General features: G+C 74.0%; 15 protein-coding genes. 8 read left to right on the top strand and 7 right to left on the bottom strand.

The window, feature by feature from the left end:
• Nucleotides 1-181: 181 nt before the first annotated feature.
• Nucleotides 182-478, bottom strand: a complete 297-nt coding sequence (locus tag K6I34_RS07450; RefSeq protein WP_229323435.1) for a hypothetical protein — start codon at nt 476-478, stop codon at nt 182-184.
• A 144-nt stretch (nt 479-622) separates the two neighbouring features.
• Nucleotides 623-2857, bottom strand: a complete 2235-nt coding sequence (locus tag K6I34_RS07455; RefSeq protein WP_229323437.1) for an ATP-dependent DNA helicase UvrD2 — start codon at nt 2855-2857, stop codon at nt 623-625.
• Nucleotides 2858-3028: 171 nt separating this feature from the next.
• Between K6I34_RS07455 and K6I34_RS07460 the strand changes: the two genes are divergently transcribed.
• Nucleotides 3029-3286 (top strand): mycoredoxin, encoded by a 258-nt coding sequence (locus tag K6I34_RS07460; protein ID WP_229323439.1) that lies wholly within the window; start codon nt 3029-3031, stop codon nt 3284-3286.
• Nucleotides 3287-3479: 193 nt separating this feature from the next.
• Here K6I34_RS07460 and nudC read toward each other — a convergent pair whose 3' ends face one another.
• The 5 genes from nudC to K6I34_RS07485 all read right to left on the bottom strand — a co-directional run bounded on the left by nudC (nt 3480) and on the right by K6I34_RS07485 (nt 13585).
• Entirely contained in the window at nt 3480-4424 is a 945-nt protein-coding gene (gene nudC / locus K6I34_RS07465) for an NAD(+) diphosphatase (protein WP_229323441.1), read from the bottom strand.
• 68 nt (nt 4425-4492) lie between these two features.
• Complete coding sequence (locus K6I34_RS07470) at nt 4493-5893, bottom strand: dipeptidase (protein WP_229323443.1); 1401 nt, start codon at nt 5891-5893, stop codon at nt 4493-4495.
• A gap of 47 nt (nt 5894-5940) precedes the next feature.
• Entirely contained in the window at nt 5941-9495 is a 3555-nt protein-coding gene (locus K6I34_RS07475; protein WP_229323445.1) for an ATP-dependent DNA helicase, read from the bottom strand.
• Nucleotides 9496-9584: 89 nt separating this feature from the next.
• Nucleotides 9585-12803 carry an ATP-dependent DNA helicase gene (locus tag K6I34_RS07480; RefSeq protein ID WP_308293974.1) on the bottom strand — a complete coding sequence of 1073 codons (3219 nt, stop codon included), beginning with the start codon at nt 12801-12803 and terminating at the stop codon, nt 9585-9587.
• Between the two features lie 410 nt (nt 12804-13213).
• Nucleotides 13214-13585, bottom strand: a complete 372-nt coding sequence (locus K6I34_RS07485; protein ID WP_229323447.1) for an MGMT family protein — start codon at nt 13583-13585, stop codon at nt 13214-13216.
• 387 nt (nt 13586-13972) lie between these two features.
• On the opposite strand from K6I34_RS07485, the gene K6I34_RS07490 reads away from it, so the two are divergent.
• The 7 genes from K6I34_RS07490 (at nt 13973) to K6I34_RS07520 (ending at nt 24366) form a co-directional block, all read left to right on the top strand.
• The gene (locus K6I34_RS07490; RefSeq protein ID WP_374230846.1) at nt 13973-16534 is read left to right on the top strand and encodes a YbhN family protein; all 2562 of its coding nucleotides are present in this window, start codon (nt 13973-13975) and stop codon (nt 16532-16534) included.
• A 78-nt stretch (nt 16535-16612) separates the two neighbouring features.
• Nucleotides 16613-17014, top strand: coding sequence for a molybdopterin-binding protein (locus tag K6I34_RS07495; RefSeq protein WP_229323451.1), 402 nt, complete (start codon nt 16613-16615; stop codon nt 17012-17014).
• 18 nt (nt 17015-17032) lie between these two features.
• A complete protein-coding gene (gene modA / locus K6I34_RS07500; RefSeq protein WP_229323453.1) occupies nt 17033-17803 on the top strand; it encodes a molybdate ABC transporter substrate-binding protein in 771 nt (256 codons plus the stop codon).
• Nucleotides 17800-19842 carry an ABC transporter permease gene (locus tag K6I34_RS07505; protein ID WP_229323455.1) on the top strand — a complete coding sequence of 681 codons (2043 nt, stop codon included), beginning with the start codon at nt 17800-17802 and terminating at the stop codon, nt 19840-19842. Before modA ends, K6I34_RS07505 begins: the two co-directional genes overlap by 4 nt.
• Nucleotides 19843-19977: 135 nt before the next feature.
• Entirely contained in the window at nt 19978-21501 is a 1524-nt protein-coding gene (locus K6I34_RS07510) for an alpha/beta hydrolase (RefSeq protein ID WP_229323457.1), read from the top strand.
• Nucleotides 21502-21610: 109 nt separating this feature from the next.
• Nucleotides 21611-22768 carry a hypothetical protein gene (locus K6I34_RS07515; RefSeq protein ID WP_229323459.1) on the top strand — a complete coding sequence of 386 codons (1158 nt, stop codon included), beginning with the start codon at nt 21611-21613 and terminating at the stop codon, nt 22766-22768.
• Between the two features lie 50 nt (nt 22769-22818).
• Nucleotides 22819-24366: an alpha/beta hydrolase gene (locus K6I34_RS07520; RefSeq protein ID WP_229323461.1), complete on the top strand. Its 1548-nt coding sequence runs from the start codon at nt 22819-22821 to the stop codon at nt 24364-24366.
• The last annotated feature ends 94 nt before the right edge of the window (nt 24367-24460 follow it).

Raw genomic sequence — 24460 nt, forward strand, 5'->3', positions numbered from 1 at the left:
GGATCAGGTCGGTCGCTACTGACGGGGTGTGCGCCTTGATGTGCACGGTGTCGTTTCCTCGTCTGTTGTTCCGGCTTGTGGCCGGGCTGGTTCCCCCGCCTCGGCGAGGGGGCAAACAAAAGGGCCGCGGATCCCGGTGTGGGTTCCGCGGCCCTGGAAGGTGCCGACCTGATCATGCCGATCAGGCTGGATCTCTCCAGGGTTCGAGCCCACGGAAGGCCCACATCGTGAGGTGCTGCTGGTGCCGCGCGTTCAGGGATCCGGCGCCGTTGGTCGTCGCTTCCATGGCATAGGCCGGGGCCTGTGCCAGTGCTGCTACCGCGGACGCCTTGGTCGGTCGCTCATTGACCGGGGCAAAGGCCGCGCCGGGCAGACCGGTGCCCTGGAAGGCGGGAGCGAACGAGAAGGACTTGCCGAGCGGAAGCAGGGCGACGACCGGACGATCGGTCATTTTGTTGCTGCTCTTGAAGCTGATCATTTGGTCTTCGCCTCCTCTCGGCGCCTAGGGGACCGGTCGGGACCGGTCACGGGACGATTCAGTACAGCACGGATCCACCGGAACTCGAAAGTGCCGTTGACTCCGTGCTCGGAAGGCTATGGGTAGGCCCTCCGCGTGCGCAAACTATTTTTCCGGAGTTTCTTCCGGCGCGTCCTCGGAGGTCTCCTCGGACGCGTCTTCCGAGGCCAGGAGCCTGCCCGCGCACAGGGCGAGGACGTCGGCGCCGAACCTGTCGAGCTTGCGTCTTCCGACTCCTGAGATGCCCGCCAGCTCCGATTCGGTTCCCGGCCGGGCCTCGGCGATGGCGAGGAGGGTCTTGTCGGTGAAGACGCAGTAGGCGGGCTGGCCCGTCAGGGCCGCCTGCTCCGCGCGCCAGTCGCGCAGCCGCTCGTGGAGCGCCTCGTCGAGCTCGGAGGGACAGTCCTCGCAGCGCATCAGTTTGATCTCGCCCGCGTCGGTGAGCGTGCTGCCGCAGACCCGGCAGCGGACGGGCCCGCGGGCACGGCGCCTGGCGGGCACGGGCCCCCGCTCGCCGCCCGCCGCGAAGGCGGTGCCACGCGTCACGCCCGGGGCCGCCCAGGCGGCGGTGGAGCCGGGCCGCAGGCCGTTGAGGAAGCGGGTGGGCCGCCGGGAGGCGCGGCCGCCTGGGGTCCGCGACAGCGACCAGGACAGCGCGAGATCGCGACGGGCCCGGGTGACGCCGACGTAGAGCAGGCGGCGCTCCTCCTCGATCTGCTCGTCGGTCTTGGCGTAGGTGATCGGCAGCATGCCCTCGGTGAGCCCGACGAGGAAGACGGCGTCCCATTCGAGGCCCTTGGCCGCGTGGAGTGAGGCGAGTGTCACACCCTCGACGGTGGGCGCGTGCTGGGCGCTCGCCCGCTCCTCGAGCTCGGTGTAGAGGTCACCGAGGGTCGCCCCGGGCCGGGAGCGCGCGAAGTCCTCCGCGAGCCGTACCAACGCCGCCAGGGACTCCCAGCGGCCACGGACGGCGCCCGAGCCCGCCGGGGGCCCGGGCGTCCAGCCACGGGTGCCGAGCACGGCCCGCACCTGGGAGGGCATGTCCGGGGCCCCGGCGAGCCCGGGGTCGGTCCCGCCGCCCGCGCGGGCGGCGCCGCGCAACAGCAGCACGGCGTCGCGCACCTCGGGGCGTTCGAAGAAGCGCTCGGCGCCGCGCAGCTGGAAGGGCACCCCGACGTCGGCGAGCGCCTGCTCGTAGACCTCGGACTGGGCGTTGATGCGGTAGAGGACGGCGATCTCGCTGGCGGGGACGCCGGAGGCGATGAGCTCACGGATGCGGCGCGCGACGCCCTCCGCCTCCGCCGGCTCGTCCGCGTACTCCGTGCAGCGGGGCTCCGGGCCCTGCTCGCGCTGCGAGACCAGTTCGAGGCGGTGCCGGGCGGCCCGGCCCCGGGCCTGGGCGAGGATGCCGTTGGCCAGGTGGACCACCTGGGGGGTGGAGCGGTAGTCGCGGACGAGTCTGACCACCGTCGCGCCGGGGTGGCGGGTGCGGAAGTCCAGCAGGTGGTCCGGGGTGGCGCCGGTGAAGGAATAGATGGTCTGGCTGGCGTCGCCGACGACGCACAGATTCTCCCGGTCGCCCAGCCACAGCTCCAGGAGGCGCTGCTGGAGCGGGCTGACGTCCTGGTACTCGTCGACCACGAAGTGCTGGTACTGACGGCGCACCGTCTCGGCGATGTCGTGCCGCTCCTGGAGCACGCCGACCGTCAGCAGCAGGACGTCCTCGAAGTCGATCACGCCTCGGTCGCGCTTGAGCTGCTCGTACCCGGCGTAGATCCGGCCGATCTCGGCGGGGTCGCGGGGGACCTCGCGGCCGGCCTTGGCGGCGGCGGGGGCGTAGTCCTCGGGCACGGTCTGGGTGACCTTGGCCCATTCGATCTCGCCGGTCACGTCCCGCAGCTCGTTGCGGTCGAGCCGGACGCCGCAGCGGGCCGCGGCCTCGGCGACGAGCTGGACCTTGCGCTCGACGAGACGGGGCAGCTCGCCGCCCACGGCCTTGGGCCAGAAGTACTGGAGCTGGCGCAGGGCCGCCGAGTGGAAGGTGCGCGCCTGCACACCGCCCGCGCCGAGCTGGCGGAGGCGGCCGCGCATCTCCCCGGCCGCGCGGTTGGTGAAGGTGACGGCGAGCACACTGGCGGGCTGGAGGACCCCCGAGCGGACGCCGTAGGCGATCCGGTGGGTGATGGCCCGCGTCTTGCCCGTGCCCGCCCCCGCCAGCACGCACACCGGGCCCGCGAGGGCCGTCGCCACCTCGCGCTGCTCGGGGTCGAGCCCGTCGAGCACCGCTTCGGCGGAGTCCGGGACCCGCGGGAAGAGAGTGGAGTGCGTTGCTGCTGTCACCCCGCCATGCTGCCAGGTTCACCGAGGCGACCGGGAATGTTGTCCACAGGGCCGGCCCACCGGTCGTACTAATCCGGGCCGGGCGTGCCGTGGAACCCCCGGGAATGGTGGCGGACGGACACGCGTTCTACGACTGGCATCACACCCACCACCTAAGGAGCACGAGGTCGCATGTCGGGCACCGTGACGATGTACAGCACCACCTGGTGCGGCTACTGCCGCCGTCTCAAGAGCCAGCTGGACCGCGAGGGAATCGCCTACAACGAGATCAACATCGAGCACGACGCCGAATCCGCGGCCTTCGTGGAGAAGGTGAACGACGGCAACCAGACCGTGCCGACCGTTCAGGTCGTGCCGCACGGTGGTGGCGTGCCGGTCACCATGACCAACCCTTCCCTGGCCCAGGTCAAGGAAGCGCTCGCCGCCTGACGCGGCTGGCGCCGCAGCATGCGGCATCGTGTGCTGCGGCGCCTTTTGCCTGCGGCGTGCGCCGGAGTGCCTCCTCGGCTGCGCCTATTGGGGTGCCTCTTGCGCCCGGCGCGCGGCCACCGGCCGTGTGTGGCCGGTCGCGCAGTTCCCCGCGCCCCTTACGGGGCGCGCCACCTCAGCCCCCGCGCCGCCCTTACAGAGCGCTCGTCTGCGGGAGTGGTTCGCCGTACCAGAGTTCCAGGAGGCGGGCCGCGATGGAGATGCCCGTGGGGGGCAGGACCTCGCCGGAGGCGAAGGCCGCGCGGAGTTCCTCGCGCGAGAACCAGCGGGCCTCGTGGATCTCCTCGCCGTCCACCTGGATCTCGGAGGACGTGGCACGGGCCATGAAGCCGAGCATCAGGCTCGACGGGAACGGCCACGGCTGGCTGGCGACGTACTCGACGTCGCCGACGACCACGCCCGCCTCCTCGGCCACCTCGCGGCGCACGGCCTGCTCGATGGACTCCCCCGGCTCGACGAAGCCCGCGAGCGTGGAGAAGCGGCCCTCCGGCCAGTGCATCTGGCGCCCGAGCAGCGCCCGGTCGTCCGCGTCCCGGACGAGCATGATGACGGCCGGGTCGGTCCGCGGGTAGTGCTCGGCGCCGCAGGCCGGGCAGCGGCGGATGTGGCCCGCGGCCGCCACCACCGTGCGCTCGCCGCAGCGCGAGCAGAAGCGGTGCAGCCGCTGCCAGTTCTCCAGGGCCACCGCGTGCACCATCAGCCCGGCGTCGCGCGGGTCCAGCAGCAGCCCCGCCTCGCGGAGTCCGGCCGGGCGTGCCGACTGGTCCATCCGCCCCGGCAGCGCGTCCTTCTGGAGGGCGAAGTAGGCGACGCCCTTCTCGTCCTGCCCGAGGAAATAGCGGTGCGTCTCGGTGACGGGCGCCTCGAAGGCGGGGGTCATCACCAGCTCGGTGCGGCCGTCGGCGGTGTCGTCGATCAGCACCTGACCGCCGGAGACCACGAAGACCCTCGTGGACGGGTGGCTCCACGCCGCCGCGAGCCACGCCTCGTCGAGGCGGTGGTGCGCGGCGCGGTCGATGCCGCTGTCGCCGGTCAGCGTGATGGGCCGGGCGGCTGCCAGGTCGGTCCAGGTGGTCACGGCTGCTTCCAACTCCCCCTGCGAATGGTGGTGTACGTCAAGAGCGCTCGGGTCAGGAGTGCTCGGGCCTACTGGTCCCGCCCGGCCTCGGCCAGGTCGGACCAGAGGTGGGCGCTGGTCTCGACGCCCTTCATGAGGAGGTCGAGCTCGACCTTCTCGTTGGGCGCGTGCCAGCCGTCCGACGGCACCGAGATGCCGAGGAACAGCACCGGGACGCCGAGCACGTCCTGCAGGTCGGCGGCGGGGCCCGAGCCGCCCTCGCGGGTGAACAGGATCTTCCGGCCGAAGGCGCGCCCCATGGCCCGGACGACCGACTGGAGGTACGGGTGGTCGAGCGGGGTCAGGCAGGGCCGGGTCACGCCCCAGAACGTGATCTCGTGGCGGATGCCGTCCGGCAGGGTGTCGGCCACCCACGCGCGCACGGCCTGCTGCACGGCGGCGGTGTCCTGCCCGGCGACGAGCCGGAAGGACAGCTTGAGCTGTGCGGTGGAGGGCACGATCGTCTTGCCGCCGGGGCCCTGGTAGCCGCCGCCGATGCCGTTGACCTCGGCCGTGGGGCGGGCCCAGACGCGCTCCAGGGTGCTGTAGCCCTTCTCGCCGAGGGACGCGTGGGAGTGCGCGATGCGCAGCCACTGCTTCTCGTCGAAGGGCAGCTCGGCGAAGAGCTCGCGCTCACGCTCGGTGAGCTCCACGACGCCGTCGTAGAAGCCGGGGATCGCCACGCGGCGGTCCTCGTCGTGCAGGGCGGCGACGAGGCGGGCGGCCTCCGTGGCCGGGTTGGGCACGGCACCGCCGAAGGAGCCCGAGTGGATGTCCTGCCCCGGCCCGTACAGGTCGACCTGGCAGTCCGTGAGGCCGCGCATGCCCGTGCAGACGGTCGGGGTGTCCTCGGACCACATGCCGGTGTCGGAGACGATCACGGTGTCGCAGGCGAGCCGGTCGGCGTGCTCGCGCACGAGGGCCGGGAAGTGCGGCGAGCCGGACTCCTCCTCGCCCTCGATCAGCAGCTTGAGGTTGACGGCGGGCGCGCTCCGGCCGGTCGCGGCGAGGTGGGCACGCAGACCGAGGGTGTGGAAGAAGACCTGGCCCTTGTCGTCGGCGGCACCGCGCGCGTAGAGCCTGCCGTCCTCGAAGACCGGCTCGAAGGGCTCGGTGTGCCAGCCGTCCTCGCGGGCGGCGGGCTGCACGTCGTGGTGACCGTAGACCAGGACGGTGGGAGCGGCGTCGTCGCCGGAGGGCCACTCGGCGAACACGGCCGGGGCACCGTCCGTCTCCCAGACCTCGACGGCCGGGAAGCCGGTCTCCTTGAGTTTCGCGGCCAGCCAGTCGGCGCTGCGGCGCACATCGGCGGCCCGCCCCGGGTCGGCCGACACGGAGGGAATGCGGAGCCACTCGACCAGGTCCTCGAGGAACGCGGCACGGTGCTCGTCGATATACGCGCGGACGGCGCTGTCCGGGGTCTCGCTCATGACATCGAGCCTATCCGGCAACACGGCGTGACCATGACCGGGCATGGTCACGGAAGATCGCCTGCCAGGATTCGCTCCAGCCCCGCGCGGTCCGGGAGGCCCTCCGGGCGGACGGTCTCGCCGTCGCGTACGTAGACGAAGGCGGCGGTGACGGCGGACAGCGGCACTCCGCACTGTTCGGCCCAGGCGACGCGGTAGATCGCGAGCTGGAGGGGGTCCGCGTCGTGGGAGCGGCTCGTCTTCCAGTCGACGATCTCGTACGTGTCGCCGTGGGGGCCGCGCTCGCGGTAGACGGCGTCAACCCGGCCGCGGATCACTCGGCCCGAGAGGGTGAGCTGGAACGGCGCCTCCACGCGGTAGGGCGTGCGGTGGGCGTACGGAGTGCGCTCGAAGGCCTCCTTGAGCGCCGTGAGGTCCCGCTCGTCGGCGATCTCGGGCGCCTCCGCGCCGTCCTCGCCGCCGCCCGGCAGCTCGTCCGGCCCGAGCATGGGGAGCGGCAGCGCCTCGAAGCGGGACTCGATCCAGGCGTGGAAGCGGGTGCCGCGGCGGGCCGCGGGCTGCGGCGGGCGCGGCATGGGCCGGGCCAGCTCCTGGGCGAAGCCGTCCGGGTCCGCGGCGAGCCGTACGAGCTGCACGGCGCTCAGGGACGCGGGCAGGACCACGTCGCGCACGCGTGCCCGGGCCCGGCGCAGCTCTCCGGCGAGCGCGTCCAGGTCCCGGTCCCAGGACGCGGCGAGCCGCGCCTCCTCGGGCGTGAGCGAGCGGTCGTGCGGTGCGGTGGGTCCGTCCGCGGGCGGCTCGTCGTACGGGGGCCGGTCCTCGTACGCAGGCCGATCCTCGTCCACGGGCACGGGCCCGTCCACGCTCTCCCGGGGAGCGGGCAGGGCCGCGGTGTCCGGGCGCGCCGTCGGCAGGCTGTCCCAGCTGTCCCAGTGGGTGAGGTCCTCGTCGGCCGGGCCCTCACCGTCCGGGTCGTCGTACGGGCCGCCGTCGTACGGATCGCCGTACGCGTCCTCGTCCTCCGGCACCGGCGGCCAGTCGGGGTCGTGGGCGGACCGCGGGTCCGGGACGGTCGTGCCGGACCCGTCCTCGTCGGCGGGCAGGCGGTCGAGGTGGGCGAGGACGGCGTCCGCGGCGGCGCGGCGGCGGGCCAGGGAGACGGGGTCGAGCGGCAGCGGCCAGGAGCGGTCGGTCTCCGGCTCCTCCAGGGCGGGGTTCTCCGCGCCCTCCTCAGGCTCGTCGGCCCACGCCTCGATCTCGCCGTGGCCCGCCTCGCAGTGCGCGCGCAGGGCCTGGAGGAAGTCGGAGGGGCCGCGGCGCTGCTTCTGGCTGGGGCCCCACCAGTGGCCGGAGCCGAGGAGCAGGGAGCGGGGGCGGGTGAAGGTGACGTAGCCGAGGCGGAGCTCCTCGACGCGCTGGTGGTCCTTCATGGCCGCCTTGAAGGCGGCCATGCCCTTGCTGTCCCAGGCGCCGACGTCGGGCAGAGTGTCCGCGTCGCCGCGGAGCGCGTGCGGCAGGACCTTCGGCTGCGCGGTCCAGGAGTCGCGCCCCTGCTCGCTGGGGAAGGTCTTGGTGACGAGCCCGGGGACGGCGACGACGTCCCACTCCAGGCCCTTGGACTTGTGGGCGGTGAGGATCTTGACGGTGTCCTCCCCGCCGGGCAGGGAGGAGTCGAGGCCCTTCTCGTACTGCTCGGCGGTGCGCAGGAAGCCGAGGAAGGCGAGCAGGCCGGCCTCGCCGTCGACGGCGGCGAAGCCCGCGGCGACGTCCAGGAAGCGTGTGAGGGTCTCCCTGCGGCGCGCGGCCAGCGCGTGCGGGGAGGCGGACAGCTCGACCTCCAGGCCGGTGGTGGCGAGCACCCGGTGGAGGACGTCCATCAGCGGGTCGGCGAGGGAACGCCGCAGGTCGCGGAGTTCGGCCGCGAGACGGGCGAAGCGGACGCGGGCCTCGGCGGAGAAGGGCAGGCCGGCGTCCTCGCCGCCCCCGGCGGTCCCGGCGGGCACGAGGAACGTGTCGAGGGCGTCGGCGAGGGAGACGACCTCGGCCGGGTCGACGCCCTCGACGGCCTCGGCGAGCCTGCGCTCCGGGTCCGCGCCGCCACCGTGGGGGACGAGCGTGCGGGCGAGGCGGCCGAGGAGTGCCAGGTCGCGCGGGCCGACGCGCCAGCGGGGGCCGATCAGGAGCCGGACGAGCGCGGCGTTGGCGGTGGGGTCCTGGAGGACCTCGCAGACGGCGACGAGGTCGGCGATCTCGGGCAGGTGCAGCAGCCCGGAGAGGCCGACGACCTCGACGGGGATGTCGCGCTCCACCAGGGCGCCCTGGATCTGCGCGAAGTCGGCGGCGGTGCGGCACAGGACGGCGATGTCGCCGGGCCGGGTGCCCGTGCGCACCAGGTGGGCGAGGGAGTCTGCGAGCCAGTCGAGCTCCTCCGCGTGGGTGGGCAGCAGGGCGCAGCGCACCACGCCGTCCCGCTCGGCGCCGGGCGCGGGGCGCAGGGCCTCGACGCCCTCGTGGCGCTCGCGCAGCGGGGCGGCGAGCCCGTTGGCGAGGTCGAGGAGACGGCCGCCGCTGCGGCGGTTCTCGCTGAGCGCGAAGCGCTGGGCGGGGCGGCCGTCGGCGTACGGGAAGTGGCTCGGGAAGTCGTCCAGGTTGGCCACGGAGGCGCCGCGCCAGCCGTAGATGGCCTGGCAGGGGTCGCCGACGGCGGTGACGGGGTGGCCGCTGCCGCCGCCGAAGAGGCCGGAGAGCAGGATCCGCTGGGCGACGGAGGTGTCCTGGTACTCGTCGAGCAGGACGACGCGGAACTGCTCGCGCATGATCTCCCCGACCTCCGGCCTGGTGGCGGCCAGTTCGGCGGAGAGGGCGATCTGGTCGCCGAAGTCGAGCAGGTCGCGCTCGCGCTTGGCCGTGCGGTAGGCGCCGACCAGGTCGAGGAGTTCGAGCCGGGCGCGGGCGGTCTCGGGGGCGCGGCGCAGGTCGGCGTTGGAGAGCTTGGCGTCCTCCAGATCGGTGAGCAGCCCGGTGTCGTACGCGCGCAGCTCGCGGGGGCGGACGAGGTGCTCGGCGAGCTCGCCGTCGAGGGCGAGGAGGTCGGCGACGAGGTCGCCGAAGGAGCGGGTGAGCGCCGGGTACGGGCCCGGGGAGGTGCGCAGGACGCGGGCGGCGAGCTGGAAGCGGGTGGCGTCGGCGAGCAGCCGGGCGCTGGGCTCCAGGCCGATGCGCAGGCCGTGCTCCTTGAGGAGGCGGCCCGCGAAGGCGTGGTAGGTGGAGATCTGCGGCTCGCCGGGGGTGTCCTCGGCGCCGCCGGGCAGAGGGTCGGGGTCGGTGACCCCCGCCTCGGCGAGGGCCTTGCGGACGCGCTCGGAGAGCTCGCCCGCCGCCTTGTTGGTGAAGGTGAGCCCCAGGACCTGCTCCGGGGCGACCTGTCCGGTGCCGACGAGCCAGACGACGCGGGCGGCCATCACCGTCGTCTTGCCCGACCCGGCGCCCGCCACGATGACCTGCGGGGCGGGCGGCGCGGTGATGCAGGCCGTCTGCTCCGTGGTGAACGGGATGCCGAGCAGCTCCTTGAGCTGGTCGGGGTGGGTCAGGCGCGAGGTCACGTCCAAAACGCTAACCGGGACCACTGACATCCCGGCAGCGCAGCAGGTCAGGGCCGGTCCGGCTGTCTCCCCCGGCTCCCCCGCGCCGCTCACTCCACCACCTGGCGCCCCTCCGGGCGGGCCGTGCAGGCGCTGCGGAAGGAGCAGTGGGCGCAGTGGGCGCCGGGGCGCGGGGCGAAGCGTTCGTCCAGGATGCGGCCCGCCGCCTCGGCGAGGAGGTCGCCGACCCATTCGCCGCCGTCCAGCGGTTCCTGGGCCTGCACCTTGGGGACGGCGTCCCCGCCGTTCTTCTTGGCCGCGCCCTGGCGCAGGTGCACGAGCTCGGCGCCGCCCGTGGCGGGCCGTTCGCCGTCGAAGAGCCCGTCGACGGCGCCGTGCTCGACGGCGAGCTGGTAGACGGCGAGCTGCGGGTGGCGGGCGACCTCGCGTTCGGAGACGCCGCCCTTGCCGGTCTTGAAGTCGACGACGTAGGCGCGGCCGTGGGCGTCCGCCTCCACGCGGTCCATGGAGCCGCGGATGCGCACCTGGTGCCCGGCCGCCTTGAGGGTGACCTCGAAGGAGTGCTCCGTGGCGACGGGCCCCCGGCCGCCGCGCTCCATCACGTGCCAGCGCAGGAAGCGCTCCAGGGCGGCGCGGGCGTTCTCCTTCTCCTGGGCGGACTTCCAGGGGGCGTCGAAGGTGAGCGCGTCCCACACGGAGTCGAGGCGCTCCATGAGGACGGCGAGGTCGGCGGGGGTGCGGCCGGAGGCGACCTCGTCGGCGAGCACGTGCACGACGTTGCCGAAGCCCTGGGCCGCGGTGGCCGGGGCGTCCGCCTTCACCTCGCGTCCGAGGAACCACTGGAGGGAGCAGGAGCCCGTCGCGCCCGCGAGCTGGCCGACGGCTGACCCGGACAGGGCGACGGGCCGGGTGCGGTCGCGCAGCGGCACCTCGCTGTGCGTCGGGTCGAGCAGGCCCCACCAGCGGTACGGGTGGGCGGCCGGTACGAGCGGCTGGTCCTCGTCGTCGCGCAGCGCGGCGAGCCGGGCGAGCCGTTCGGCGGCGGCGGCCCGCAGGGCGTCGGAGGCCGCGGGGTCGACGGTGGTGGCCCGCAGCTCGGCGACCAGCGCGGCGACGGCCAGGGGCCTGCGCGGGCGCTGGGTGACGTCGACGGGTTCGGTGCCCAGTTCGGTGAGGAACCGGGAGGGCTGGTCGCCGTCCTCGGCGGCGCCCTTCACGGCGGTGACGACCAGGCGCTCACGCGCGCGCGTGGCGGCGACGTAGAACAGGCGGCGCTCCTCGGCGAGCAGCGCGCCGGGGCTGAGCGGCTCGGCGAGGCCGTCGCGCCCGATGCGGTCGGCCTCCAGGAGCGAGCCGCGGCGCCGCAGGTCGGGCCAGAGCCCTTCCTGGACGCCCGCGACGACGACGATGCGCCATTCCAGGCCCTTGGAGCGGTGCGCGGTCATGAGGCGTACGGCGTCGGGGCGTACGGGCCTGCGGGTGAGGGTGTCGGCCGCTATGTCCTGCGCTTCCAGCTCGTCGAGGAAGTTCAGGGCGCCGCGGCCGCCGGTGCGCTCCTCGGCGCGGGCCGCGGTCTCGAAGAGCGCGCACACGGCGTCCAGGTCGCGGTCGGCGTTGCGGCCCGCGGCGCCGCCGCGGTGGGCGGCGCGCTCCAGGCGCTGCGGCCAGGGGGTGCCGTTCCACAGTTCCCAGAGGGCCTCCTCGGCGGTGCCGCCGCGCGCGAGGAGCTCGCGGGTGCGCCGCAGGAGCGCGCCGAGGCGCTGTGCGCCCCGGGCGTACGCGGGGTCGTGGGCGGCGAGCCGCTCCGGCTGGGCCAGGGCCTCGGCGACGAGCACGTCGGACGGCCGGGGAAGGGCGTCGCCCGCGGCCCGTTCCTCCTCGCGCAGGGCGCGGCCGAGACGGCGCAGGTCCGCGCCGTCCATGCCGCCCAGGGGGGACGTCAGGAGGGCGAACGCGACCTCCGGGTCCAGCCGGGGCGTCTCCCCCGCGGTGGGCTCCGCCACCGCCCGCAGCGCGGCCAGCAGCGGGGCCACCGCCGGTTCGTGGCGCAGGGGGACGTCGTCGCCGTCGACCTCCACGGGGACGCCCGCGGACGTCAGGGCGCGCCGCAGGGACGGTATGGAGCGGGCACCCGCGCGCACGAGGACGGCCATGTCGTGCCAGGGGACGCCGTCCTCCAGGTGGGCGCGGCGCAGGATGTCGGCGATGTTGTCGGTCTCGGCGCCCGCGGTCGGGTAGGTGTACGCCTCGACCCGGCCGCCCCCGCGGACGGCGGACAGCTCCCGGTGGGCGCGCACGGCCTGTGCCGGGAGGCGGGTGAGGGGCATCCGGGCGGTGAGCAGCCGGGTGGCGGCGAGCAGGTCCCCGGCGGAGCGGCGCGAGGTGGTGAGCACCTCGACGGGCGCGGGGGTGCCGTCCCGGCGGGGGAAGGTGTGCGGGAAGTCGAGGATGCCGTTCACGTCGGCGCCCCGGAACGCGTAGATCGACTGGTCGGGGTCGCCGAAGGCGACCAGCGTCCGGCCGCCGCCCGCGAGGGCGCGCAGCAGCCGCGCCTGGGCGGCGTCGGTGTCCTGGTACTCGTCCACGAAGACGGCGTCGTAGGCGCGCGCGAGCTCCTCGCCGGTCCCGGGCCGTTCGGCGAGCAGCACGGCGCGGTGGACGAGTTCGGCGTAGTCGAGGACGCCTCGCAGGTCGAGCAGGTCGAGGTACTCGGCGAGGAAGGACGCGGCGGCCGTCCAGTCCGGGCGGCCGGTGCGGTGGGCGAAGTCCGCCAGCTCGTGCGAACCGAGCCCCAGTTCGCGGCTGCGGGCGAGCACCGCGCGCACCTCGTCGGCGAAGCCGCGCGTGGTCAGGCAGGCGCGCAGTTCGTCGGGCCAGCGCACCGCGCCCCGCCCTTCGCGCTCCAGCTCGGCCTGGCCTGCGAGCAGCTCGCGCACGACGGCGTCCTGCTCGGGGCCGGACAGCAGCCGCAGCGGGTCGACGAACAGGTCGGCGTCCTGGTGGGCGCGGACGAGGGCGTAGCAGTACGAGTGGAAGGTGGTCGCCTGCGGGGCCCGTGCGGTGCCGCCGAGGCGGGCGGTCGTACGGTCGCGCAGTTCGACGGCGGCCTTGCGGCTGAAGGTGAGGACCAGGATGCGCTCGGGGTCGGTGCCCCGCAGCACGCGGTCGGCGACGGCCTCGACGAGCGTGGTCGTCTTGCCCGTGCCCGGCCCCGCGAGGACCAGCAGCGGCCCTTCCTCGTGGTCAACCACGGCGCGCTGGCGTGCGTCCAGCTCAGGAAGGGCCGTGGGGCCCGGCCGGGTCCGCACCAGGCGGTACGCGCCCTGTGCGGGCCGCCGCGCCTGCCGCGGCGCACGGGCGGGCCCGGGCGCACCGGTCGCGGCAGGCGTGCCGGGAGAGGGAGAGGAGCTCACGTGGTCAGCCGGTCCTGGTGGGGGTGCGGGGGTCGTGCGGCGGGTCGCGCCGGGCACCCCGGAGGGGGGTTCCGGGTGTGACGGCGGGTCCCGACGCTACGCCAGTCGGCACCTGGGGCGCTGAACGTCCTGCGGGCAGACGCACGGCCGTACGCCTTTCACCCGTCCGGGCAATCCCTTGGGGCCGCTGGCCGACGCGGCCGCCGTGTGGTGCCGGTGCCTCGGGGCGGCGGGTGCTGCCGGGTGTGAGGAGTCACATCCGGTGCCCCGGTTCGGTCGAAGGAGGTGACGCCTTGCACCCCGGTTCAGCCGGAGCCGCCGTCCCAGCGCGCCAGGCGCATGGCGAGCCGGGGCACGTGTCCCTCGGCGGAGCGGCCCGCCTCGCGCAGCGGGGTGCCTTCCTCGCGGTAGTGGGCGAGCGCGCGCAGCTCGTGTCCGGGCAGCAGGACGCCGTCCGAGCGGACCACGCGCCACCAGGGCACCGCGCCGCCGTAGAGCGCCATGACGCGGCCCACCTGGCGGGGTCCGCCCTCGCCCAGCCACTCGGCGACGTCACCGTAGGTCATCACCCGGCCGGGCGGAATCCGCTCGGCGACGTCCAGCACCCGCTCCGCGTACTCGGGGAGCTCGACGGCCTCCCCGCGGCCCGTCCGTACGTCCTCGCTCACGCGCCCCATACTGCCGCACGGCACGCCCGGCCCGGCGTGCCGGCCTCCCGGCGCCCGGCACGGAAGGATCACCCAGAGTGCGTATCCGTACTACAGGGCGTACGATCCGGAGTCCGCGCCCCCGAAATACACCCTGATGCCCCCTCGCCCGGCGGGGCCATGCCACCATCTTCCGGGCGGTGACTGGTGATACGAGACCGAGACGAGACGACGGAGCGAGAGCAGGGCGCGGAACCTCACGGAGGCGACCGCGCCCCCGGAGCGCTGCCCGGCTCCGCGGCCACGGGCCCCGAGGGGCACCCCGGCCGGAGGGCGGCCGGCTCTCCCGGCCCTTCCGGCCCTTCCGGCCCGCCCGAGGGGTACCCCTGCGAGGACGGTGAGACGCACATCGACCAGGTGTCGGGCGACGAGCCGTTGCTGCCCGCCCGTGTGCACCGGCCCGCCGACCTCGTGCGGCTGTTCCTGGGCATCGTCGGCATCGCCCTCGTCCTGGCCCTCGCGGCCTTCGCCCACGGCACCACGCAGGGCCTGGAGAAGGACATCGGCGAGAGCACCGGACGGGCGCCGCAGCTGCTGGCGAACTTCGCGGGCCTGGCGGCCAACATCGCCATCTTCATCGTCCCGGTGGCGTTCGCCATCGAGCGGCTCATCAAACGTGACGGCCTGCGCATCGCCGACGGCGTCCTCGCCGCCGTCCTGGCGCACGGTGTGTCCCTGGCCACCGACCTGTGGGTGGCCGACACCGCGCCCGCCTCGATCCGCGACGCGCTGACCCAGCCCGCCCCCACCGGCGGACTCACCGACCCGGTGCACGGCTATCTGGCGCCCGTCATCGCCTATATGACGGCCGTCGGCATGTCCCGGCGGCCGCGCTGGCGGGTCGTGATGTGGGTCGTGCTGCTCCTGGACGCCTTCGCGGTCCTGGTGAACGGCTACACCACACCGTTCTCGATCGTCACGACCGTGCTGATCGGCTGGACGGTCGCCTACGGCACGCTCTACGCCGTCGGCTCGCCGAACGTGCGGCCCACCGGCCGCCATCTGCTCGCCGGGCTGCGCCGTGTCGGCTTCAAGCCGGTGACCGCGCTGCGCGCCGAGGACAGCGCCGACGCGGAGCCGCACCACAACGACCGGGGCCGCCGCTACATCGTCACCCTGGAGGACGGCCCGCCCCTCGACGTCACGGTCGTCGACCGCGAGCAGCAGGCGCAGGGCTTCTTCTACCGGCTGTGGCAGCGGCTGGCACTGCGCGGCATCACCCAGCCGCGCAGCCTGCAGTCGCTCCGGCAGGCCCTGGAGCAGGAGGCGCTGCTCGCGTACGCGGCCATCGCCGCGGGCGCGAACGCCCCCAAGCTGATCGCCACCTCCGAGCTCGGCCCGGACGCCGTGATGCTCGTCTACGAGCACATCGGCGGCCGCACCCTCGGCGCCGTGCCCACCGAGGAGATCACCGACGAGCTGATGGCCGGTGCCTGGCGGCAGGTGCAGGCGCTGCAGTCGCGGCGCATCGCCCACCGCAGGCTCGACGGCGACGCCCTCCTGGTGGATCGTTCCGGCAACGTCGTCCTCACCGACCTGCGTGGCGGCGAGATCGCGGCAGGCGACCTGGTGCTGCGGATGGACGTCGCGCAGTTGCTCGTGACGCTCGGCCTGCGGGTCGGCGCGGAGCGCGCGGTGGCCACGGGTGTGGAGGTGCTGGGGCCCGACGCGATCGCCGACAGCCTGCCGCTGCTGCAGCCGCTGGCCCTCACCCGGATCAGCCGGGCGACCCTGCGGCAGCTGGCCCGCGAGCGGGCGCAGCGCGAGCGGGAGCAGGTCCTGGAGGCGGCCCGCGCGGCCAAGGAGGCACGGGCGGCCGAGACGGGCACCGAGCTCCCGGCGGAGGACCGCAAGGCCCTCAAGGCGGAGCGACAGGCGCAGAAGAAGGCCATGGACGAGGCGCTGGAGGGCGCCCGCGAGGAGGACCTGCTCGCGCAGATCCGGCGGCAGGTGCTGCTGATCCGGCCGCAGGCGCCGATAGAGCCCGTGCGTCTGGAGCGCATCAAGCTGCGGACGCTGCTGAGCTTCGTGGCGGGCGCCTTCGCCGCGTACTTCCTGCTGTCGCAGATCACCCACGTGCAGTGGGGCGATCTCGTGGCCAAGGCGAACTGGGCCTGGGTCGCGGTGGCCGTGGCCTTCCAGGCGCTGACCTACGTCGCCGCCACGATGAGCCTGCTCGGCTTCGTGCCGGAGAAGGTGTCGTTCGGCCGCACGATGCTGGCGCAGGTCGCGGGCTCCTTCGTGAAGATCGTCGCGCCCGCGGCGGTGGGCGGCGTGGCCCTGAACACACGGTTCCTGCAGCGCGCCGGGGTCCGGCCGGGCCTGGCCGTGGCGAGCGTCGGCGCGTCCCAGCTGTTCGGCCTGGCCTGTCACATCGTGCTGCTGCTGTCCTTCGGCTATGTGACGGGCACGGAGCGCAGTTCCTCGCTCGGGCCCTCCCGCACGATCATCGGCGGCCTGCTGACGGCCGCGGTGCTCGTCCTCGTCGTGGCCGCCGTCCCGGTGCTACGGAAGTTCGTCTCGACGCGCGTGCGGTCGCTGTTCGCGGGGGTCGTGCCGCGCATGCTGGACGTGCTCCAGCGGCCGCAGAAGCTCTTCGCGGGCATCGGCGGCATGCTGCTGCTGACGGCGGCGAACGTGATGTGCCTGGACGCCTCGATCCGGGCGTTCGGCGGCGACCTGAGCTACGCGAGCATCGCGGTGGTCTTCCTGACGGCCAACGCGCTGGGTTCGGCGGCGCCGACCCCGGGCGGCGTCGGCGCCGTCGAGATCGCGCTGACCGGTGTGCTGACGATCGCGGGTCTGCCCGCCGAGCAGGCGACGCCCGCCGTGCTGCTGTTCCGCCTGATGACGCTCTGGCTGCCGGTGCTGCCGGGCTGGGTGTCCTTCAGCTACCTGACGAGGAAGAGCGCGATCTGACGGACCGCCTCGCACATGCCAGGGCGACAGCGGAATCGTCCTTGCACCTGCGAGGCGCGAGCGCCTACGGTGACGCGCATGCACTCCTACACGATCGGCGGCGCGGCACGCCTGCTCGGCGTCAGCCCGGACACCGTGCGCCGGTGGGCCGACGCGGGGCGGATCCCGACGCGCCGGGACGAGACGGGCAAGCGCGCCATCGACGGCTCCGACCTGGCGGCGTTCTCCGTCGCCCTGGCCGCGGAGGCGAACGGCCCGGAGGGCGAGGAGACGGCCTACACCACGGCCCGCAACGCCTTCCCCGGCATCATCACCGCCGTCAAGCTCGGCGACGTGGCCGCCCAGGTGGAGATCCAGGCGGGCCCGCACCGCCTCGTCTCGCTGCTCACCAGGGAGGCCGTCGAGGAGCTCGGCCTGGCCGTCGGCATGGAGGCCGTGGCCCGGGTGAAGGCCACCAACGTGCACATCGACCGCGCTTGACCGGCACCTGGAGAACCGATGCACCGCACTCCCGTACGCGCCGCCCTGGCCGCGGCACTCGCCCTCCCGCTGCTGGCCGCCTGCGGCAGCGGGAAGAGCGATGACAAGGCACAGGACAAGCCCTCCACGACCCTCACGGTGCTCGCCGCCGCGTCACTGACGGACGTCTTCAAGCAGGCGGGTGACGCCTACGAGAGGGGGCACCCGGGCACGAAGGTCACGTTCTCCTTCGCGGGCTCCCAGGAACTCGCCGCGCAGGTGCGCCAGGGCGCGCCCGCCGACGCGCTCGTCACCGCCGACACCAAGACGATGGGCGACCTGAAGTCGGCGACGGACACCCCGAAGGTCATCGCGAGGAACCGGCTCACCATCGCGACCGCCGAGGGCAACCCGAAGGGCGTCAAGAGCCTCTCCGACCTCTCCCGCGGCGACCTCAAGGTGGTGCTGGCCGCGCCCCAGGTCCCGGTGGGCCGCTACAGCAAGAAGGTTCTCGACCAGCAGCACGTGACCGTCAAGCCGGTGTCCCAGGAACCGAACGTACGGGCCGTCCTGAGCAAGGTCTCGCTCGGCGAGGCGGACGCCGGGATCGTCTACCAGACGGACGCGGCCGCGGCGAAGGGCAAGGTCTCGACCATCACCATCCCGGACGCACAGAACGCGGTGGCCGCCTACCCGGCCGCCGCTCTGAAGGGCTCGAAGCACACCAAGGAGGCCGACGACTTCGTGCAGTGGCTCGGCTCCGACGAGGCGCAGAAGCTGCTGCGCGCGGCGGGCTTCCAGCAGCCGTGACCAGCAGCACGCGCCGGGGGCGCACGCCCTGGGCGCTCGGAATACCCGCCGCGCTGGCGGTGGGCTTCCTGCTCCTGCCGCTGATCGGCATCCTGGCCCGCACGCCCTGGGGCACCCTCCCGTCCCGGCTCGGCTCGCACGACGTCCGGCAGGCACTGGAGCTCTCGGTACTGGTGTCGGGCTGGGCGCTGCTGCTGTCGCTGCTGCTGGGCGTTCCGCTCGCCTGGCTGCTGGCGCGGACGGACTTCCCCGGCAAGCCGCTGGTGCGCTGTCTGGTGATGCTGCCGATGGTCCTGCCGCCGACGGTCGCGGGCGTGGCCCTGCTCCAGGGCTACGGCCGCAAGGGCGTCCTGGGCCCGTGGCTGGAGTCCTGGTTCGGCGTCACCCTGCCGTTCTCGACGGCTGGGGCGGTGACGGCGTCGACGTTCGTCGCGATGCCGTTCCTGGTCATCAGCCTCGAAGGAGCCCTGGCGGGCCTCCACCCCCGCTACGAGGAGACGGCGACGTCCCTGGGCGCGGCACCCCTGCGGGTGTTCCGCACCATCACGCTCCCCATGGTGGCCCCCGGCCTCGTCGCGGGAGCGGCACTCAGCTGGGCGCGGGCCCTGGGCGAGTTCGGCGCGACGATCACCTTCGCGGGCAACCTCCCCGGCACCACCCAGACCCTCCCCCTCCAGGTCTACCTGCTCCTCCAGGACGACCCGGAGGGAGCGACGGCGGTATCCCTCCTCCTGCTGGCGATAGCGACGACGATCCTGCTGGCGCTACGAGGCCGCTGGTTGACACCAAGAACGAAAACCGACCCGCAGACGCCATACAACGGGAGGGGCCGGGGCGGGAAGGGCCCAGCAGGGGGCGTAAAGTCGGATTTGCGGCAAGCTCCTGGGTACGCAACCGAAAGCACGGGGGCCGTAAATCAGACAGCCCCCGCGGGCCCGTACCGCCCCAGCCCCGCACCACAACCGCACCGCCCGCGCACCACGACGGACGGCGGGCCGCAAACGCACCCCCTGCACATCACGGTCACCGGCGCGACGACAACACAGCTCGACGCGCACCCCGGCACCACCGTCGCGGTCGTAGGCCCCAACGGCGCAGGAAAGACCACCCTCCTCCGCACCCTCCTCGGCCTGACGGACAGGGCCACAGCGTGCCCTCTGACCATTGGCGACACGGAAGCGTCCAAACTTCCGCCGCACCGGAGGCGCATCGCCTGGGTCCCCCAGGACAACGCCCTCTTCCCCCACCTCACCGCCCTCGCCAACACGGCGTACGGCCTGCGCGCCCAGGGCGTACCGAAAGCGGAAGCCCGCCGCGAGGCGCAGTACTGGCTCGACCGCCTGGGCGTGGGCGCCCTGGCGGCCCGGCGCCCGGGCGGCCTCAGTGGCGGCCAGGCCCAGCGCGTGGCACTGGCCCGCGCCCTGGCGGCCCGCCCGCGCCTCCTCCTGCTGGACGAACCGCTGGCCGCGCTGGACCAGTCGACGCGCGCGGAGGTGCGGCACACGCTGCGCACGCACCTCGCCGGCTTCCCCGGTGTCTGCCTGATGGTCACGCACGACCCCGTGGAGGCCGTGTCGCTGGCCGACCGGGTCCTCGTACTGGAGGAGGGCCGTACGGTGCAGTACGCGTCCCCGGCGGAGCTGACGCGGCACCCCCGCTCGTCCTGGGTGGCGCGGATGCTGGGCCGCAACGCCTGGCCGGGCTCGTCCACCGCGGAGGGGACGCTGCTGCTGCACGGCGGCGCCAGCCTCGTCGTGGCGGAGCCGCTGCCCGGGACGGCGGCCGACGGGCTGGCCGTCGTGGGCCCGGAGGCGGTGTCGCTGCACACCGAGCGGCCGACGGGCAGCCCCAGGAACGTCTGGCAGGGCACAGTCCGCGAAATCGTGGCACAGGGCGGACGCCTGCGCGTCCTGGTGGCGGGCGATCCGGACGTCGTCGCGGAGGTCACCCCGTCGGCCGTTGCGGACCTGCGGCTGAAGGAGGGCCTGCCGGTCTGGGTGAGCATCAAGGCCACGGAGATCACGTTCGTACCCCGATGACGATCCGGGTGGGCCGCGACTACTGACGCGGCTGCCGACGCGACTACTAACCCGTACGCCCGCACCGCGCGCGCCGCTCACCGCGCGCCCGGACGATGGCAGTCGACCCACTGCCGCCGACCCCGGGAGTACGCCGTGTCCAGATCCGTACGGGCCGGGGGGCTGTTCACGGCCACGCTGCTGACCCTGGCGGCGGCCACCGCGGCCGCTGGCTGCGGGGGCGACGACCGGCCGGTGGCGGCCGCGTCGGAGCCGCAGAAGCTGTCCTGGAAGGCGTGCCCGGCCACGAGCGGCGGACAGGGCGACAAGGCGGCGGGCAAGGCGCCCGGGAACGAGTGGGAGTGCGCGACGCTCCGGGCACCGCTCGACTACGCCGCGCCCGGGGGCGAGACGATCGGCATCGCGCTGATCCGCGCCAGGGCCACGGACCCGGCCCACCGGATCGGCTCGCTCGTCTTCAACTTCGGCGGCCCGGGCGGCTCCGGGGTCACGACGCTGCCCGCGTTCGCCGACGACTACAAGCGCCTGCGCACGCGCTACGACCTGGTCAGCTTCGACCCCCGGGGCGTGGGCCGGAGCAGTGGCGTCACCTGTATGGGCGACAAGGAGCTGGACGCCTACTACGCCGCCGACGCCACCCCGGACACCGAGGCGAAGCAGCGGGCCCTGGTGGACCGGGTGGCCAAGTACGCCGAGGGGTGTGCCAAGCGTTCGGGGAAGATCCTCCCCCATGTGGGGACGGCCAACGCGGCACGCGACATGGATCTGCTCCGCCAGGTGCTGGGCGAGGAGAAGCTGCATTACTTCGGTGTCTCGTACGGCACCGAACTCGGCGGCGTCTACGCACATTTGTTTCCGGCCAAGGTGGGCCGCGCCCTTTTCGACGGGGTGGTGGACCCCACGAGCGACGCCGAGCAGGGCGCGCTCGCGCAGGCGAAGGGCTTCCAGCTCGCCCTGGGCAACTACCTGGAGTCCTGCGGGAAGACCTCCGACAACTGCCCGACCGAGCAGCAGATCAACGACCTGCTGCGACGGCTGGACCGGCAGCCGATCCCGGGCACCGGGGGGCGCGTCCTGACGCGGGCGCTCGCCACCGGCGGCATCGCGCAGGCGCTGTACTCCAAGGACTTCTGGGACTACCTCACCGAGGGCATCGAGGACGCCGGGAACGGCGACGGCAGGCTGCTGCTGTCGCTCGCCGACTCGCTGAACGGACGTGGCCAGGACGGGCACTACAACACACTCCAGTCCGCACTGAACGCCGTCACCTGTGCCGACAGTGTCCAGCGCTACACGACGGGCGAGATCGCCGCGAAGGTGCCCGCGTTCCGCCGGGCGTCGTCCGTCTTCGGGGACTTCATGGCCTGGAGCCTCACGCAGTGCACCGGCTGGCCCGTGAAGGGCGAGTGGCGCACACCCGACGTGAGCGCGAAGGGCGCGGCACCCGTCCTCGTCGTCGGCAACACCGGTGACCCCGCGACTCCTTACGAGGGAGCCCACCGGATGGCCCAGGCCCTGGGTCCGGGCGTAGGAGTCGAGCTCACGTACCGCGGCCAGGGCCATGGCGCATACGACAGCGGCAACGTGTGTGTCAAGGACGCTGTGGACGCCTACCTGTTGAACGGTACGGTTCCTCAACCGGGCAAGATCTGCTCATAGGACACATAGCACGTATCACCGGTGGCCCGATCGCCGTGGGCTCGAATGTCAGTGGCCCGAACTACGATCGTCAGCACAGGAGTTCCGTGACGGACGGTCGGGGGACAAGGTGTCGTACAGCACGCTGCGGGCCGCCGGGCACGCCGAGCGGAAGGGCAGGGTCCTGACGGGGGCCCTGGCCATCGCCGCGCTGGTCGCCGCCCTGGTGGCGCTCTGGCAGACGCAGTCCACGCCGCTCGCCCGGCGCGCGTACTGCTGGGGCTCCTGGCCCGAGGACGGCAGCCCGTTCCGCGGCGGGGCGCACGACCGCGTCGCCGAGGAGAGCGCGCCCTCCCGGGCGCACCCCGCCGGGCTCTGCACGCTCCGCTGGCGCGCCGGGAAAGGCGCCGGGGAGTACGAGCAGCGGGTCGAGCTGCGGCTGGGCACCGGGCCCGAGGCGGCCGGGCCGCGCCGCGCCTGGCTCGACGGCCTCTTCGAAGGGGGCGACACCGCGCTGCCCGGAAGGCTGCCGGGCTTCACGACGGCCGGGGCCGGGGCGCTGGTGCTCCCCCAGGGCTGCGACGTGGGCGGCAGGCCGTCGGTCGTGACGCTCACCAGCTCCTACGCGGACGCCACCGGGCACGGCAGGCACCCGGGCTTCCCCGCGGCGGTGTCCCCGCCGGACACCGGGGTACTGCTGGTGCGCGCGGCCAACCGGGCCGCCGCCGTCACCGGCTGCTCGTCGGCGCCACCCATGCGGCTGCGCGCGCGGGCCGTCCCGGCCGTTCCGATGCTGCCCTTACGGGTGAACCCCGGCCCCGCGTCGGGGCGTTGCGCCATCCCCGGGCTCAGCGTCGACGACCCGTCGTCGGAGCCCTCACCGGAGCCCTCGGCGGACCCGTCGAAGGGCTCCGCGGAGGGCTCCGTGGAGGACCGGCTGACCGACACCGTGGGCAGCGTCCACGACGACTTCCAGACCTGTGCCATCGCCGGGGACGGCCAGTGGGCCGCGCGCTTCACGATGGTCGGCCGCCCCAGGCTCGTCGCCCTGTTCGACGGGCTCACGGGCGACAGCCCGCCCGCCCCCGGCTGGCGGGCGCACGGCCGCATCGACGCGGACGGCGCGCTGATACGGGCCGACTGCGCGGGCCGCCCCACGGTCTTCACCATGCGCACGGGCCCCGGCCGCACGCACACCCGGCTGGACGACCCCCGTACGTCGTTCCCGGCCTTCGTGGAGGCGGTGGGCGAACGGATAGGCTGCGCGCACCTGCGCGCCCACGGATAGCGCCCCCCTGCACGGGGACGCGGCATCCCTCGCCTCGTAGAGTCGGTGGGATGAGCTCCCTGCGCCGACGGTCCGGCCTCCTTCCCGCCGCGCTCGCGGTCGCCCTCGTCACCTCCGGCTGCGGCGGTGGCGGCAGCGCCCCGGGCGGCGCGGACCGTACGGACGGCGCGGACGCCAAGAGCGGCGGCGCGCCCCTGCGCTGGTCCACGTGTGCCGGGCCCAGCACCGCCCAGGGCGGCGACGGCAAGGCGCCCGGCAAGGACTGGGAGTGCGCCAAGCTGCCCGTGCCCCTGGACTACGCGAAGCCGGACGGCGAGAAGATCGACCTCGCGCTGATCCGGATGAAGGCGCGCGACAAGAGCCGCCGCCTCGGCTCGCTGGTGTTCAACTTCGGCGGGCCCGGCGGCTCGGGCGTCGCGACCCTCCCCGCGCTGGCCGACAGCTACGACAAGCTGCGGGACCGCTACGACCTCGTGAGCTTCGACCCGCGCGGCGTCGGCGAGAGCGCGGGCGTGCGCTGCCAGAGCGACAGCGAACTGGACGCCGCCGCGCAGATCGACGCGACCCCGGACGACGACGCCGGGCTCCAGGCGACCCTGAAGGCCAACAAGGAGTACATCGACGCCTGCGGCCGGAACTCCGGCAAGCTGCTCCCCCACGTGGGCACCGAGAACGCCGCCCGCGACCTAGACCGGCTGCGCGCGGCCCTGGGCGACGACAAGCTGAACTACTTCGGCATCTCCTACGGCACCGAACTGGGCGGCGTCTACGCGCACCGGTTCCCCAAGAACGTGGGACATGCCGTCCTCGACGCCGTGGTGGACCCGACACAGGACCCCGCGCAGGGCAGCCTGGCCCAGGCCAAGGGCTTCCAACTCGCCCTCGACGACTACCTCAAGGACTGCGCCACCCGCACTCCCGGCGCCGGTTGCCCCACGCTGGACAGCATCACCACGCTGCTGAAGGACCTCGACGCGCGCCCGCTGCCCACCACCCAGAGCGGCCGCAGGCTCACCCAGGACGAGGCGGTCAACGGCATCGCCTCCGCCCTCTACTCCAAGGACACCTGGAAGTACCTGACCGCCGGGCTCCGGGAGGCCACCACCAGGGGCACCGGCACCACGCTGCTGATCCTCTTCGACGCCCTCAACGGCCGCTCCCCGGACGGGCACTACAGCAACCTCCAGGCCGCCAACCGGGCGATCTCCTGCGTCGACGCCGAGCAGCGCTACTCCGTCGACGACGTCCGGAAGCTCCTCCCCGAATTCCGCGCCGCCTCACCGGTCTTCGGCGAGGGCGCCGCCTGGTCCCTCCTCGGCTGCACCGGCTGGCCCGTCAAGGGCGGCTGGAAAACACCGGACGTGGGCGCGGAGGGTTCGGCGCCCGTCCTCGTCATCGGCAACACGGGCGACCCGGCGACGCCGTACGCGGGCGCCCAGCAGATGGCCCAGCGTCTGGGGCAGGGCGTGGGCGTCCAACTCACCTACAAGGGCGAGGGACACGGGGCGTACAACAGCGGCAACCGCTGCCTGACGACAGCGGTCGACGCATACCTCCTGGACGGCAAGGTCCCGCAGGGCGGCACCGTCTGCTCCTGACCGGGGGGGGCGCCCCTTTAGGGGCGCGGGGAACTGCGCGACCAGCCCCCACCGGCCCGCAGCCGCGCACCGGGCTCAAGAGGCAGCCCAGTGG

It is taken from the genome of Streptomyces sp. UNOC14_S4 (genome assembly GCF_020740835.1).
In the GTDB taxonomy this organism is placed as follows: domain Bacteria; phylum Actinomycetota; class Actinomycetes; order Streptomycetales; family Streptomycetaceae; genus Streptomyces.

Excerpts from the sequence above, each read along its gene's own strand:
- K6I34_RS07450 (WP_229323435.1), bottom strand. The coding sequence starts at position 478 with ATGATCAGCTTCAAGAGCAGCAACAAAATGACCGATCGTCCGGTCGTC.
- K6I34_RS07460 (WP_229323439.1), top strand. The coding sequence starts at position 3,029 with ATGTCGGGCACCGTGACGATGTACAGCACCACCTGGTGCGGCTACTGC.
- K6I34_RS07470 (WP_229323443.1), bottom strand. The coding sequence starts at position 5,893 with ATGAGCGAGACCCCGGACAGCGCCGTCCGCGCGTATATCGACGAGCAC.
- K6I34_RS07485 (WP_229323447.1), bottom strand. The coding sequence starts at position 13,585 with ATGGGGCGCGTGAGCGAGGACGTACGGACGGGCCGCGGGGAGGCCGTC.
- K6I34_RS07495 (WP_229323451.1), top strand. The coding sequence starts at position 16,613 with ATGCACTCCTACACGATCGGCGGCGCGGCACGCCTGCTCGGCGTCAGC.
- modA (WP_229323453.1), top strand. The coding sequence starts at position 17,033 with ATGCACCGCACTCCCGTACGCGCCGCCCTGGCCGCGGCACTCGCCCTC.
- K6I34_RS07520 (WP_229323461.1), top strand. The coding sequence starts at position 22,819 with ATGAGCTCCCTGCGCCGACGGTCCGGCCTCCTTCCCGCCGCGCTCGCG.